The sequence below is a fragment of the Tardiphaga sp. vice304 genome (assembly GCF_007018905.1).
Classification (GTDB): Bacteria; Pseudomonadota; Alphaproteobacteria; order Rhizobiales; family Xanthobacteraceae; genus Tardiphaga.
The window spans coordinates 3,392,575-3,404,572 of record NZ_CP041402.1; the positions used below are offsets into that span (position 1 = coordinate 3,392,575).

Consider the following 11,998-nt stretch of genomic DNA (forward strand, 5'->3'; position numbering starts at 1 on the left):
GGGGCGGTGAGTGTTCCAGTTCACCTCATCATAGACAGGATCGCCGGCGCTGTGGCGGAAGGGGTGGGATTCGAACCCACGGTACCCTTGCAGGCACGGCGGTTTTCAAGACCGCTGCCTTAAACCACTCGGCCACCCTTCCAGCGTTCATGCGCTTAGCAAAGGGCAGGGCGGAGGGAAAGCGGGGATGTTGCGGGGGATGCCGAATTTGGCCCGGACAAGCGGCACGCGCGCCGTGCTAAAGGGACCATGACGATTCCAAACGAAAGGAGACCGCCATGGCCAATCCCACCCCGCGTGCCGATGCCCTGCGGCAGATGCGCGAGGCCAAGTTCGAAGCCGAACAGAGGCGTCTGAAGCAGGAAACCAGCAAGCCGACCGAGGCGCCGAGGCGCAAGCCGGAGCCGACCGCCGCCGCGGGCGAGGACAAGCCGGCCAAGGCCAAGGCGTCACTGAAGCCGCCCCCGAAGGCCACCGCCCCGGTTGCCGAGCGTGCCGAGATCGCGACCGCAGGCGGCGCCGAGGTTTTCGACGCAGCCCCGGCTGCCAAAGCCAGTGCTGAGCCCAGCGTCGAGCCCGGCGTCAGCAAGACCGCCAAGAAGACGTCCAAGTCAGCCGCGCCGAAAGCGACAGCCAAGAAAGCCGCTACCAAGAAGGCCAAAACGTCGTCCAAATAGCCGCCACGCGCGACGCGGCATTTTCAGATCCAGCGTCGCGACAGACTTTTCACGGGCCCGGCCCGCCGTTGCAACGGACCCGCGATGTCAGCGTGCCGGCGCAGCGCCCGGCAGTGGGGCGCCGCCGACCGAAATGGCGCCGGCCGGAGCCGGAGCCGGGCGCTTGCGCGGCGCGGTGGGCGCGCGGGGGGCAGCGGCCGGCGGTGACGACGCAGCCGTCGGGGCCGCGCCAGGCGCCGGCGTGGCGAGCTGACTCTGCAGAGTATCGATCCGGGCGGTGAGGCCGGCGAGTTGCTCGGACAATCGTTTCAGCTCGGCCTGCTGGCTGGCCAGCAATTGCGTGGCGGATTGCAGCGAGGCGGCCGTCTGGGCCTGAAACGCCACGAACTCCGTTGCGGCGACGGAATCGCCTACACTTGCGGTCGAGGCGGGGGATTTGGCCGAGGAACCATCCGTGGGCTGGTCGCTCAGACTGAGCCAGCCGAACACCGCGGCGGCGCCGAGAACCACGAGCACGACTGCCAGCACAACGCCTTTTCGGGATCTGCCGCCGCCCAGTTGCAAGAGCGGGGGTCCAACGTCGATGGGGTCGGCCACAGGCTACTCACTTCGCTTTTCGAGATACTCGTCTCTTGCTGTCATAATTAGCCGAGCGCTCCGCCACAATGGTAAATCACGGCGCCAGGCCATGTTTGCGGGCGTGTGGCCTAGCCGGACTTGTTGATCTTCTTGATCTTGGCCTCAGCCGCCTCGATCGAGGTTGCCAGTTCGAGAATCGCTTTCGAGAGCAGGTCTGCGGCTTCCTTCGGGTCCTGCGACTTGGCAGCCCGCAGCGCATAGTTCTTGGCGGATGATAGCGACATCGGTCGGTCCTTGCAGGCGCTGACGGTGTGTCGGCGTAACTGAAGCTAGCAATGCGCGCGGCATAAAGGAATATTCCCCGCGGGAAGATGCGAGCCGCTCGGCTGCCATCTAGCTTTTGCCCAGATCCGCCGCTATATCTGAATTGTCGAAAGACGATGGCGCTGAAACTCATAGCGGACTGCGGACAGACCCGGGGGCAGTACCCGGCGCCTCCACCTCAGCAGCTCACGTCTCACTTGGGTGAGGCGATTCTGGCCGAAAGGCGGGATGTAAGTGCTGTTCAGGCGGGGGCGAAATAGGATCGATGGTCGCAAAGAAGGTATGAATTGTTCCCGGCATGATACCGCCGTTATCGGGTCAAAACCTAAATGCAAACGATAACGTTCGCATGAACGAAGTGCGCCTCGCGGCGTAACCGTTCGGGGTTGGTCCACCTTGCAACAGAACGGCCAGGGCCGCGTCAACCTTCGGGTTGGCGCGGCTTTTTCGTTTCTGCGAACGGTGTCAGCGCACCTTTTTTGCTACCAGAGACTTATCTCGACCGTTTCATGCAACCTTCGCGGGGGGGCTGCCCGTTGCTTCCGTGAAACGAGGGACTTGCAATGACCATCTGGCCAACATCGGCGAATATCGTTCCGATCGGACGTCGCGCGTACTGCTTGCAGAACGCGGCCTATGATCTGCGGCAGCATGCCATCGAAGGCGGCAATATCGAGGGTTGGCGACTGGCCCGCCGGATGCGCGACGCGGATACGCTGCATCAGTACAGGGTTGTCGAGCGCGAACTTAAAATCTATCTACAACGCCATTCGCTCAGCCTTTCGGATGTTGCCTGAAGTCTAGCCGGGCCTGACCGAACGACCGTTCGTCATTCCAGCGCGGCATGCGTTGCGGGTGTTTTACTCCGACCATCATCCGGCAAGGGCAGGGGCGATCCGCTCGCCGGCGATCGCGCGGTCGATGGCGTCCACCAGCGACTGGATTTCGATAAAACGGTTGCGGGCGCGCTCGGCCTTGTCGCGGTCGAACGGCGCCGCCAGCACCTTTGCAAAGCCGTCGCGGTCCTCGACCATGCGCTCGCGCGCCTTCATCAATGTCGTCAGCCGTTCGTTCATCGCTGGCTCCTGTGGGATTGAAACAAACGGCGCGTGCCGCGGGACACTACCGAGTAGCTTGATTCGGCGGCGTCCGGCCGGTCAGCTTTCATTTACCATACTTGCCTCAGCCGCATTTCCGCCGTGATTGATCCGCGATATCTTCATGACTTGATGCGGTTGTGGGGTCGTATCGAGATTTGCGGATCGCGCACGCCCGAGTGGGCAGCCGGCCGCCGGAATGGTATTGGGGCTTATGGGGATTCGTGAATCATATCGGCTGAGGCGTGCCGCACGGGCGGCTGCGGCCGTCGGTGCCTGCCTGGCGCTCGCCAATTGCGCGTCCTCAGGCAAGATGAGCAAGCTCGACCCGAAATATGGCGTTTCCACCAGCCCGCGCGTGGTTGCGGCTGGGGAACCCGTGCCGAAGGGCGGCGGCACCTATCGGATCGGCAAGCCCTATACGGTGGCCGGCCGCACCTATGTGCCGGAAGAAGACGTCAATTATCGCGCCGAAGGCATGGCCTCGTGGTATGGCGACGCTTTCCACGGCCGCCTGACCGCCAACGGCGAGGTGTTCGACATGGCCTCGCTGACCGCCGCGCATCCGACGCTGCCGATCCCGTCCTATGCGCGCGTCACCAACATCAGCAATGGCAAGTCGCTGATCGTGCGCGTCAATGACCGCGGCCCGTATCACGGCAACCGCCTGATCGACGTCTCCAACCGCGCCGCCGACCTGCTGGAATTCAAGGGCCACGGCATTGCCCGCGTGCGCGTCGAATATGTCGGCCGCGCGCCGCTGGAAGGCTCCGACGACCGCCAGCTGGTGGCCACCCTGCGCACCGGCGAGCCGGCGCCGTCGCCCTCGATGGTCCGCGTCGCCTCCGCGCGCTCCTTCGTGCCGGACATGCCGACGCCGGGTCGCGTTGCCCGCGGCGACGTTCCGATGCCCGAGGGACGGCCGTATTCGCTGGGTCACACCTCGGCCGATGTGGCGTCGATCAATGCGACGTCGGAAATGTCCGCCTCGGGCCGCGTCCGCGCCAATCCCCGCATGGTCGAGAATCGCCGCGCGGTGTCTTACGAGAACGACAGCCGCTATGCCGCGCCGGAGCCGGCCAATGAGCGGGCGCCGGCCGACGAGGCCCGCGATATCCTGTCCGGCCGCGGGCTTTATTGATCCCGATACCGTGACGAAGCAGGGTCGATTGACCCTGCCGCTTGCGTTGTTTGCCCGGGATGTTGCTGGTAAGACGTTGGGCCTGCAGGACACCTCATGGCACCGACCATCACCGCGCTTTTCCCGTTTCCGACTGCGCTCTCGCGCTGGCGCTTCCTGCTGACCGGCCTGCTTGCAGCCGGTCTGCTGTTGTCGGGGGCGGCCTATGCTGCGAATCAAAGCGTGCAGGGCGCCAGGAAGGCAGTGGAAGACGGCGGCTACGACACCGACGCGCCGACCGCGATCTTGATCGAGGCGAGTTCCGGCAGCGTGTTGTTCGAGAAGAACGCCGATGAACTGCGCCAGCCTTCCAGCATGGCCAAGTTGATGACCGCCGAGCTGGTGTTCAGCATGGTGGCGCGCGGCGACATCAAGCTGACCGACGAATACCGCGTCAGCGAGAACGCCTGGCGCAAGGGAGGCGCGCCGGCCGGCGGCGCGACCATGTTCGCCGCGCTGAAGAGCGCGGTGCCGGTCAGCGATCTCCTGCGCGGCATGATCGTGCAGAGCGGTAATGATTCCGGCATGATCCTGGCCGAAGGCATCAGCGGCAGCGAAAAGGCCTTTGCGGAGAAGATGACCGCGCGCGCGCGCGAGCTCGGCCTGACGAAGTCGAATTTCGTCAATTCCAACGGCCTGCCGGATCCCGACAACAAAATGTCGGTGCGCGAGATGAGCCGCCTGACGCGGCACATGATCCAGACCTATCCGGAATTCTACAAGCTCTACGCCGAGCGCGAATTCACCTGGAACAAGATCCGCCAGACCAACCGCAATCCGCTGCTTGCGACGCTGGAAGGCGCCGACGGGCTGGTCACCGGCTATACCAAGGAGGGCGGCTACGGCATGGCCGCCTCCGCGGTGCAGAACGGCATGCGGCTGATCGTGGCGATCAACGGCATGGACGATCCCGACGACCGCGTCACCGAAGCCAAGAAGCTGCTGGAGTGGGGGTTCAAGAACTTCGAGGCGCGCGCGCTGTTCGCGGCCAACCAGCCGGTCGGCTACGCCAAGGTGTTTGGCGGCGACGCCGGCTCGGTGGCGCTCGCCAGCAAGGAGCCGGTCAAGGTGATGGTGCAGAAGAACGGCAGCGACAAATTGATCGCGCGCATCGTCTATAATGGCCCGGTGCGAGCGCCGGTCGAGGCCGGCCGACCGGTCGGCATTATTCGCGTGATGCGCGGCTCCAATGTCGCGGTGGAGACGCCGATCTATGCCGCGGAGGCCGTCGGCACCGGCTCGCTGACGCAACGCGCGATCGACGGCGCCAGCGAATTGGCAGTCGGCCTGTTCCGCGCCGGCGTCGCGAAGCTGTGACGATGATGGATGCCCAATGCGCCGCTTCGCGCGGCCGCTTCATCTCCTTCGAAGGCGGTGAAGGCGCCGGCAAGTCGACGCAGATCCGGCTGCTCGCCGACCGGCTCGACGCCGCCGGCATTCGCGCCATCGTCACCCGCGAGCCCGGCGGTTCGCCCGGTGCCGAAATCATCCGCCATGTCGTGCTGTCCGGCATGGGCAAGCTGCTCGGCGCCGAAGCCGAAACCCTGCTGTTTGCCGCCGCGCGCGACGACCATGTCCACGCCGTGATCGAGCCGGCGCTGGCGCAGGGCGTCTGGGTTTTGTGCGACCGCTTTTCGGATTCGACGCGCGCCTATCAGGGCCAGTTGGGCTCCGTCCCGCCTGCGCTGCTCAACGCCATGGAGCGCGTCACCATCGGCGGCCTCAAGCCGGACCTCACCATCATTCTCGACGTCCCCGTCGAGATCGGCATGCAACGCGCCGCCGCGCGCCGCGGGCAGGGCACCCCGGATCGCTTCGAGGCCGAGGGCGTGCTGTTTCACCAGCAGCTGCGCGAGGCGTTTCGACTGATCGCCGTCAACGCCCCGCAACGCTGCGTGCTGATCGATGCCAATACCGACGCCGACATCGTTGCCGGCAAAATCTGGGCGACGCTGACCGAGCGGCTGCTTACCCAACCCGAGACCGTATCCGCATGAGCGCCGCCCGCACCAGTGAGCCGCAGGTGGCCGTGCCGCTGCCGCGCGAGACCACCGCTCTGTTCGGCCATCACACCGCCGAGCAGACGCTGCTGGATGCCTATCGCGGCGGGCGCATTCCGCATGCCTGGCTGATGTCCGGCGCGCAGGGCATCGGCAAGGCGACGCTGGCCTACCGGATGGCGCGCTTCGTGCTCGCAAATTCCGATCCGCTATCTGCCAAGGTGCAGGCGGCCACGACGCTTGAGATCGACCCGTTGCATCCGGTGACCCGCCAGGTCGCGTCCGGTGCCCATGGCGGGCTGCTGGTGCTGGAGCGCACCGTCAACGAGAAGGGCGTGATGCCGACCTTCGTCGCCGTCGGCGAGGTCCGCAAGACCGTGCCGTTCTTCGGCTCGACCGCGGCGGTCGATGGCTGGCGGGTGTGCATCGTCGATACCGTCGACGAGATGAACGCCAATGCCGCCAACGCGCTTTTGAAGGTGCTTGAGGAGCCGCCGCAGCGCTCGCTTTTCCTGCTGCTCTCCAGTTCGCCCGCGCGGCTGCTGCCGACCATCCAGTCGCGCTGCCGAAAGCTCGCGCTCCGGCCGCTGGCCATCGACGACGTCGTCCATGCCGCCGCGCTGGCCGGCGGGATGGACCAGCACGATCCTCTGCTGGAAGAGGCCGCACAGGCGGCCGAGGGGTCGGTGTCGCGGGCGATCAACCTGCTTGGCGGCGGCGCACTGAAACTGCACCAGCGCACTTCTGCCCTGCTCGATACGCTGCCGCATGTCGATCCGCGCGAACTGCACGCGCTGGGCGATGCGCTCGGCGGCAGCGACCGCGCGATCCTGGCGGCCTTCGTCGACAGCGTCGATCGCTGGGTCGGCGAGCAGATGCGGTCCGACGGCGCCCATGCCAACGCCAACCTGCCGCGTCTTGCGCGGCTGGCGGAGGTATGGGAAAAGATCAACCGTGCCGCGCGCGAGACCGAATCCTACAATCTCGAGCGAAAACCGCTGGTTTTCTCGGTGTTCGGGCTTCTCGCGGAAGCAGTGCGCTGATCTCGGCGCGCCGCTCCGGTGCTGTCTTCACATGCGATGAAAGGCCTTCGCAGTCATGGCGAATGCGACCAATAATTCCCGCGGCTCCTATTACATCACGACCGCGATTGCCTATCCCAACGGCGTGCCGCATATCGGCCACGCCTATGAGGCGATCGCGACCGATGCCCTGGCGCGCTTCCAGCGGCTCGATGGCAAGGATGTGTTCTTCCTGACCGGCACCGACGAGCACGGCCAGAAGATGGTGCAGACCGCGGTGAAGGAAGGCCTGACGCCGTCGGAGCTGGCGACGCGCAACGCCACGCAGTTCAAGGACATGGACCGCGTCCTCAACATTTCCTACGATCGCTTCATCCGCACCTCGGAGGAACAGCACCATCGCTCCAGCCAGGCGATCTGGCAGCGCATGGCGGACAATGGCGACATCTATCTCGACTCTTACGCCGGCTGGTACTCGGTGCGCGACGAGGCCTACTACGCCGAGGACGAGACCGTAGTCGGCGAGGACAAGGTGCGCCGCGGACCGCAGGGCACGCCGGTCGAATGGGTCGAGGAATCGAGCTACTTCTTCAAGCTCGCGTCCTATCAGGACAAGCTCCTCAAGCTCTATGAGGAGCAGCCGGACTTTATTGGCCCGGACACCCGCCGCAACGAGGTGATGAGCTTCGTCAAGGGCGGCCTCAAGGACCTGTCGATCTCGCGCACCACCTTCGACTGGGGCGTCAAGGTGCCCGGCGACGACAAGCACGTGATGTATGTCTGGGTCGATGCGCTGACCAACTACATCACCGGCGTCGGCTTCCCCGACAAGGGCGACGCGAACTGGCGCTACTGGCCGGCGGACGCGCACATCATCGGCAAGGACATCATCCGCTTCCACGCGGTGTACTGGCCGGCATTCCTGATGTCGGCCGGCATCGCGCTGCCGAAGCGCGTCTATGCGCACGGCTTCCTGTTCAACAAGGGCGAGAAGATGTCGAAGTCGGTCGGCAATGTCGTCGATCCCTTCAATCTGGCTGTGCAGTACGGCGTCGATCAGCTGCGCTACTTCCTGCTGCGCGAAGTGCCGTTCGGCCAGGACGGCAGCTACAATCACGAGGCCATCGTAAACCGCACCAATGCCGATCTCGCCAACGACCTCGGCAATCTGGCGCAGCGATCATTGTCGATGATCGCCAAACAATATGCCGGCGTGCTGCCGGAGCCCGGCGACTTCAGCGACAACGACAAGGCCATCCTGGCGCAGGCCGACGGCATGCTCGATCTGGCGCGCGCTGCGATGGCGACGCAGCAGATCCATCAGGCGCTGAACGCGGTGTGGAACGTGGTCGCGGAAGCCAACCGCTATTTTGCCGGCGAGGCGCCGTGGGCGCTGGCCAAGACCGATCCGAAGAAGCAGGGCACCGTATTGTACGTCACCGCCGAAGTGGTGCGGCAGGTCGCGATCCTGGCGCAGCCGGCGATACCGGACAGTGCGGGCAAGCTGCTCGACGTGCTCGGCGTGGCCGCGGACGCGCGCGACTTCGCGGCGCTGGCGACGCGGCTGAAGTCCGGCGCGACGCTACCGACGCCGACCGGCGTGTTTCCGCGCTACGTCGAACCGACTCCGGCGGCCTGATCGCATGCTGGTCGATAGTCACTGCCATCTCGACTTCCCGGACTTTGCCGACGAACTTGACGGCATCGTCGCACGCGCGGAGGCGGCCGGCGTCGGCCGTCTCGTCACCATCTCGACACGGGTGAAGCAGTTTCCGAGACTGCTGGCGATCGCCGAGCGTTTCCCCAACGTCTTTTGCTCGGTCGGCACGCACCCCGGTCATGTGGATGAGGAGGACGGCATCACGGCGGAAGAACTGATCGAGCTGACCAAGCATCCGAAGGTCGTTGCACTCGGAGAAGCGGGTCTCGACAATTTCTACGGCACCGATTTCAACGAAGCGCAGGAGCGCGGCTTTCGCGCGCATATCGCAGCAGCCCGCGCGACCGGCCTGCCGCTGGTGATCCACACCCGCGTCGCCGACGAGCAATGCGGCCGTATCCTCCAGGACGAGATGGGGAAGGGCGCCTTCCGCGCGGTGCTGCATTGCTACACCGGCGGACGCGAGCTCGCGATGCAGGCGATCGAGCTTGGCCTGTCGATCTCCTTTACCGGCATCCTGACCTTCAAGAAGTCGCAGGAACTGCGCGACCTTGCCGCCGAGCTGCCGGCCGACCGCATCATGGTCGAGACCGACGCGCCCTATCTGGCGCCCGGCAAATTCCGCGGCAAACGCTGCGAGCCGGCCTACGTCGTCGAGACCGCGAAGGTGCTCGCGGAAACCCGCGGCGTCTCGCTGGAAGAGATATCGAAGCAGACTACGGAAAACTTCTTCCGGCTGTTCAGCAAGGTGCCGCCGCCGGATGCCGCGTCATGACGGTGACGCTGACCATTCTCGGCTGCGGCTCGTCGGCCGGCGTGCCGCGCCCGGCGCTCGGCTGGGGTGCCTGCGATCCGACCAACCCGAAGAACCGCCGCCGCCGCTGCTCGATCATGGCGGAGCGAGAGGGCGAACACGGCATCACCCGCGTGGTGATCGACACCTCGCCGGATTTGCGCGAGCAGTTGATCGACGCGCAGGTCTATCACATCGACGCGGTGTTCCTGACCCATGAGCACGCCGACCAGACGCATGGGATCGACGATTTGCGCTCGGTGGTCATCCATCAGCGCCGGCGGATTCCGTTTCATCTCAACCAGGCGACCGCCAGGGACATCCTGCCGCGGTTCTCCTATTGCTTCACGTCGCCGGAGGGCAGCGACTACCCTCCGATCCTCGAACAGAAATCGATCGAGGCCGGCGAGAGCCGCACCATCGAGGGTCCCGGCGGCGCGCTGACGCTGACGCCGTTCCTGGTCCAGCACGGCAACATCCCGGCGCTCGGCTACCGGATCGGCAACGCCGCCTACACGCCCGACGTCCACGACATTCCGGAGGAGAGTTGGCCGGCGCTCGAGGGCCTCGATCTCTGGGTGATCGACGGGCTGCGCTACACCCAGCACCCCAGCCATTTCTCGATCCCCGACGCGCTGTCGTGGGTCGCCCGCTTCAAGCCGAAGCGGACGGTGATCACCAACATGACCGCGGATGTGGATTACGAGGAACTGCAGCAGCAACTGCCGGACGGCGTGGTGCCTGCGTATGACGGAATGCGGCTGGTGATCGAGTAGCCCCAAACTGTCATTCCGGGGCGCGAGCGCGCCAGCAGCGAGCGACCCCGGAACCTCGACATGTTCATCGTCCCATCTCGAGGTTCCGGGTTCGCTCAGGCTGCGCCTTCGCGCCCCGGAACGACAATGTATCTGTTCTACCCCGAAATCGCCGTCGCCGACTTCGCCTGATCGCGCAGCATGAACTTCTGAATCTTGCCCGTGGACGTCTTCGGAATCGCCGAGAACACCACCTTCTTCGGTGTCTTGAAGCCCGGCATGTGCTCGCGGCAGAACGCGATGATGTCGGCTTCGGTCGCACTCGCCCCCGCCTTCAGCTCGATAAAGGCGCAGGGCACCTCGCCCCATTTGGCGTCGGGCTGCGCCACCACGGCGGCGAACAGCACCGCGGGATGGCGGTACAGCACGTCCTCGACCTCGACCGACGAGATATTCTCGCCGCCGGAGATGATGATGTCCTTGGAGCGGTCCTTGATGATGACGTAGCCGAATTCGTCGAGCACACCGAGGTCGCCGGTGTGGAACCAGCCGCCTTCGAACGCCTCCTGGGTCGCCTTCTCGTTCTTCAGATAGCCCTTCATGACGATGTTGCCGCGGAACATCACCTCGCCGATGGTCTCGCCGTCGCGCGGCACTTCCCGCATGGTTTCGGGATCGAGCACGGTGACGGCTTCCTGCAGCGGGTAGGGCACGCCCTGCCGGCGCTTCAGCCTGGCGCGCTCGGCGGGAGGCAACTCGTCCCAGCCGGGCTGCTCGGCGCAGACCGAGGCCGGGCCGTAGACTTCGGTCAAGCCGTAGACATGGGTCAGCTTGATGCCGATGTTCTCGGCGCCCGATAGCACCGCCATCGGCGGCGGCGCGCCGGCGATCGAGCCCTGCACCATCCGGCCGCCGGCGTAGGTCGGCGCATCCGGCGCATTGATCAGCGTGGCGTAGACGATCGGCGCGCCGGACATGTGGGTGACGCCATGCTCCTTCATCAGCGCGAAGATTTTGGTCGGATCGACCTTGCGCAGGCAGACGTTGATGCCGGCGGTAGCCGCCAGCGTCCACGGGAAGCACCAGCCGTTGCAATGGAACATCGGCAGCGTCCACAGATAGACCGGGTGCTGGCCGAGGCCAGCGGCGAGGATATTCGAGACGGCGTTGAGATAGGCGCCACGGTGATGCGTCACCACGCCCTTCGGATTGCCCGTGGTGCCAGACGTGTAACCCAGCGCAATGGCGTCCCATTCGTCGAGCGGGTAGGGGCTGGTGAAGGTGGGATCGCCGGACGTTACGGCGTCCTCATATTCGATCTCGCCAATGCCGGCCGACGGGCCGAACGCGACGTCATCGACGTCGATCACGACAGGCTTCGGCTGCGTCATCAGTTCCAGCGCGTCGGTAATAACGGCGGCGAACTCCGGATCGACCAGCAGGATTTTTGCGCCGCCATGGTCGAGTTGGAACGCGATCGAGGCGGGGTCGAGCCGGATGTTCAGCGCGTTGAGCACGGCGCCGGCCATCAGCACCGCGAAATGGGCTTCGTTCATCGCCGGCAGGTTCGGCAGCATGGCGGCGACTGTGTCGCCGCGGCCGATGCCGCGTGCAGCGAGGTACGAAGCAAACCGCCGGCAGCGCTGATAGGTCTGCGCCCAGGTGAAGCGGCGGCCCTCATAGACCGTACTGGTGTGGTCCGGATAGACCGCCGCGCTGCGCGCCAGAAAGCTCAGCGGCGACAGCGGGACGAAGTTAGCCTTGTTCTGGTCAAGGCCGATACTGTAGGCACCTTGCGACTCAACCATAACAATCTCCTTTAATCGCAGTAGCTTACACGGATAAATTCATCTGATTGGCAGCGAGTCAAGAAAGCTCAAGTCGATTCTCTTAAAGTCGGATTAACTAGCT

General features: G+C 65.1%; 13 protein-coding genes, 1 tRNA gene and 1 other RNA gene. 10 read left to right on the plus strand and 5 right to left on the minus strand.

The annotated features are described in order from the left end of the window. Positions 1–52 precede the first annotated feature (52 nt). Positions 53–142: transfer RNA gene (locus FNL56_RS16050), tRNA-Ser, on the minus strand. 136 nt (positions 143–278) lie between these two features. Here FNL56_RS16050 and FNL56_RS16055 point away from each other — a divergent pair. Next, the gene (locus FNL56_RS16055) at positions 279–677 is read left to right on the plus strand and encodes a hypothetical protein (RefSeq protein ID WP_143578001.1); all 399 of its coding nucleotides are present in this window, start codon (positions 279–281) and stop codon (positions 675–677) included. Between the two features lie 87 nt (positions 678–764). Here FNL56_RS16055 and FNL56_RS16060 read toward each other — a convergent pair whose 3' ends face one another. Both FNL56_RS16060 and FNL56_RS27740 read right to left on the minus strand, forming a co-directional pair. Further along, positions 765–1,205, minus strand: a complete 441-nt coding sequence (locus tag FNL56_RS16060; RefSeq protein ID WP_143573951.1) for a SlyX family protein — start codon at positions 1,203–1,205, stop codon at positions 765–767. Positions 1,206–1,384: 179 nt separating this feature from the next. Beyond that, positions 1,385–1,540 (minus strand): hypothetical protein, encoded by a 156-nt coding sequence (locus tag FNL56_RS27740; protein ID WP_168202948.1) that lies wholly within the window; start codon positions 1,538–1,540, stop codon positions 1,385–1,387. 106 nt (positions 1,541–1,646) lie between these two features. Between FNL56_RS27740 and ssrA the strand changes: the two genes are divergently transcribed. Both ssrA and FNL56_RS16070 read left to right on the plus strand, forming a co-directional pair. Further along, positions 1,647–1,998: a transfer-messenger RNA gene (gene ssrA, locus FNL56_RS16065) on the plus strand. A gap of 145 nt (positions 1,999–2,143) precedes the next feature. Beyond that, positions 2,144–2,377 (plus strand): hypothetical protein, encoded by a 234-nt coding sequence (locus FNL56_RS16070; RefSeq protein WP_143573952.1) that lies wholly within the window; start codon positions 2,144–2,146, stop codon positions 2,375–2,377. A gap of 75 nt (positions 2,378–2,452) precedes the next feature. On the opposite strand, the gene FNL56_RS16075 is transcribed toward FNL56_RS16070, so the two are convergent. Next, positions 2,453–2,656 (minus strand): hypothetical protein, encoded by a 204-nt coding sequence (locus FNL56_RS16075; RefSeq protein WP_143573953.1) that lies wholly within the window; start codon positions 2,654–2,656, stop codon positions 2,453–2,455. Between the two features lie 235 nt (positions 2,657–2,891). On the opposite strand from FNL56_RS16075, the gene FNL56_RS16080 reads away from it, so the two are divergent. The 7 genes from FNL56_RS16080 (at position 2,892) to FNL56_RS16110 (ending at position 10,108) form a co-directional block, all read left to right on the plus strand. Then, on the plus strand, positions 2,892–3,818 hold the full coding sequence (locus FNL56_RS16080) for a septal ring lytic transglycosylase RlpA family protein (protein ID WP_143573954.1): 927 nt from the start codon (positions 2,892–2,894) through the stop codon (positions 3,816–3,818). Positions 3,819–3,914: 96 nt separating this feature from the next. After that, positions 3,915–5,174, plus strand: a complete 1,260-nt coding sequence (locus tag FNL56_RS16085; protein ID WP_143573955.1) for a D-alanyl-D-alanine carboxypeptidase family protein — start codon at positions 3,915–3,917, stop codon at positions 5,172–5,174. Positions 5,175–5,176: 2 nt separating this feature from the next. Beyond that, on the plus strand, positions 5,177–5,854 hold the full coding sequence (gene tmk, locus FNL56_RS16090; protein WP_143573956.1) for a dTMP kinase: 678 nt from the start codon (positions 5,177–5,179) through the stop codon (positions 5,852–5,854). After that, complete coding sequence (locus FNL56_RS16095) at positions 5,851–6,900, plus strand: DNA polymerase III subunit delta' (RefSeq protein ID WP_143573957.1); 1,050 nt, start codon at positions 5,851–5,853, stop codon at positions 6,898–6,900. Before tmk ends, FNL56_RS16095 begins: the two co-directional genes overlap by 4 nt. A 55-nt stretch (positions 6,901–6,955) precedes the next feature. After that, positions 6,956–8,518, plus strand: coding sequence for a methionine--tRNA ligase (metG, locus tag FNL56_RS16100; protein WP_143578002.1), 1,563 nt, complete (start codon positions 6,956–6,958; stop codon positions 8,516–8,518). A gap of 4 nt (positions 8,519–8,522) precedes the next feature. After that, positions 8,523–9,314 carry a TatD family hydrolase gene (locus FNL56_RS16105; RefSeq protein ID WP_143573959.1) on the plus strand — a complete coding sequence of 264 codons (792 nt, stop codon included), beginning with the start codon at positions 8,523–8,525 and terminating at the stop codon, positions 9,312–9,314. Beyond that, positions 9,311–10,108: an MBL fold metallo-hydrolase gene (locus FNL56_RS16110; protein WP_143573960.1), complete on the plus strand. Its 798-nt coding sequence runs from the start codon at positions 9,311–9,313 to the stop codon at positions 10,106–10,108. The genes FNL56_RS16105 and FNL56_RS16110 overlap by 4 nt, the downstream gene beginning before the upstream one ends. 137 nt (positions 10,109–10,245) lie before the next feature. Here the strand turns inward: FNL56_RS16110 and FNL56_RS16115 are convergent, their stop codons facing one another. Then, positions 10,246–11,895 carry an acyl-CoA synthetase gene (locus tag FNL56_RS16115; protein WP_143578004.1) on the minus strand — a complete coding sequence of 550 codons (1,650 nt, stop codon included), beginning with the start codon at positions 11,893–11,895 and terminating at the stop codon, positions 10,246–10,248. Positions 11,896–11,998 lie beyond the last annotated feature (103 nt).

Bases quoted from the DNA above. Each gene is read 5' to 3' on its own strand.
- FNL56_RS16055 (WP_143578001.1), top strand. From the start codon at position 279: ATGGCCAATCCCACCCCGCGTGCCGATGCCCTGCGGCAGATGCGCGAG.
- FNL56_RS27740 (WP_168202948.1), bottom strand. From the start codon at position 1,540: ATGTCGCTATCATCCGCCAAGAACTATGCGCTGCGGGCTGCCAAGTCG.
- FNL56_RS16070 (WP_143573952.1), top strand. From the start codon at position 2,144: ATGACCATCTGGCCAACATCGGCGAATATCGTTCCGATCGGACGTCGC.
- FNL56_RS16075 (WP_143573953.1), bottom strand. From the start codon at position 2,656: ATGAACGAACGGCTGACGACATTGATGAAGGCGCGCGAGCGCATGGTC.
- FNL56_RS16080 (WP_143573954.1), top strand. From the start codon at position 2,892: ATGGGGATTCGTGAATCATATCGGCTGAGGCGTGCCGCACGGGCGGCT.
- FNL56_RS16085 (WP_143573955.1), top strand. From the start codon at position 3,915: ATGGCACCGACCATCACCGCGCTTTTCCCGTTTCCGACTGCGCTCTCG.
- tmk (WP_143573956.1), top strand. From the start codon at position 5,177: ATGATGGATGCCCAATGCGCCGCTTCGCGCGGCCGCTTCATCTCCTTC.
- FNL56_RS16095 (WP_143573957.1), top strand. From the start codon at position 5,851: ATGAGCGCCGCCCGCACCAGTGAGCCGCAGGTGGCCGTGCCGCTGCCG.
- metG (WP_143578002.1), top strand. From the start codon at position 6,956: ATGGCGAATGCGACCAATAATTCCCGCGGCTCCTATTACATCACGACC.
- FNL56_RS16105 (WP_143573959.1), top strand. From the start codon at position 8,523: ATGCTGGTCGATAGTCACTGCCATCTCGACTTCCCGGACTTTGCCGAC.
- FNL56_RS16110 (WP_143573960.1), top strand. From the start codon at position 9,311: ATGACGGTGACGCTGACCATTCTCGGCTGCGGCTCGTCGGCCGGCGTG.
- FNL56_RS16115 (WP_143578004.1), bottom strand. From the start codon at position 11,895: ATGGTTGAGTCGCAAGGTGCCTACAGTATCGGCCTTGACCAGAACAAG.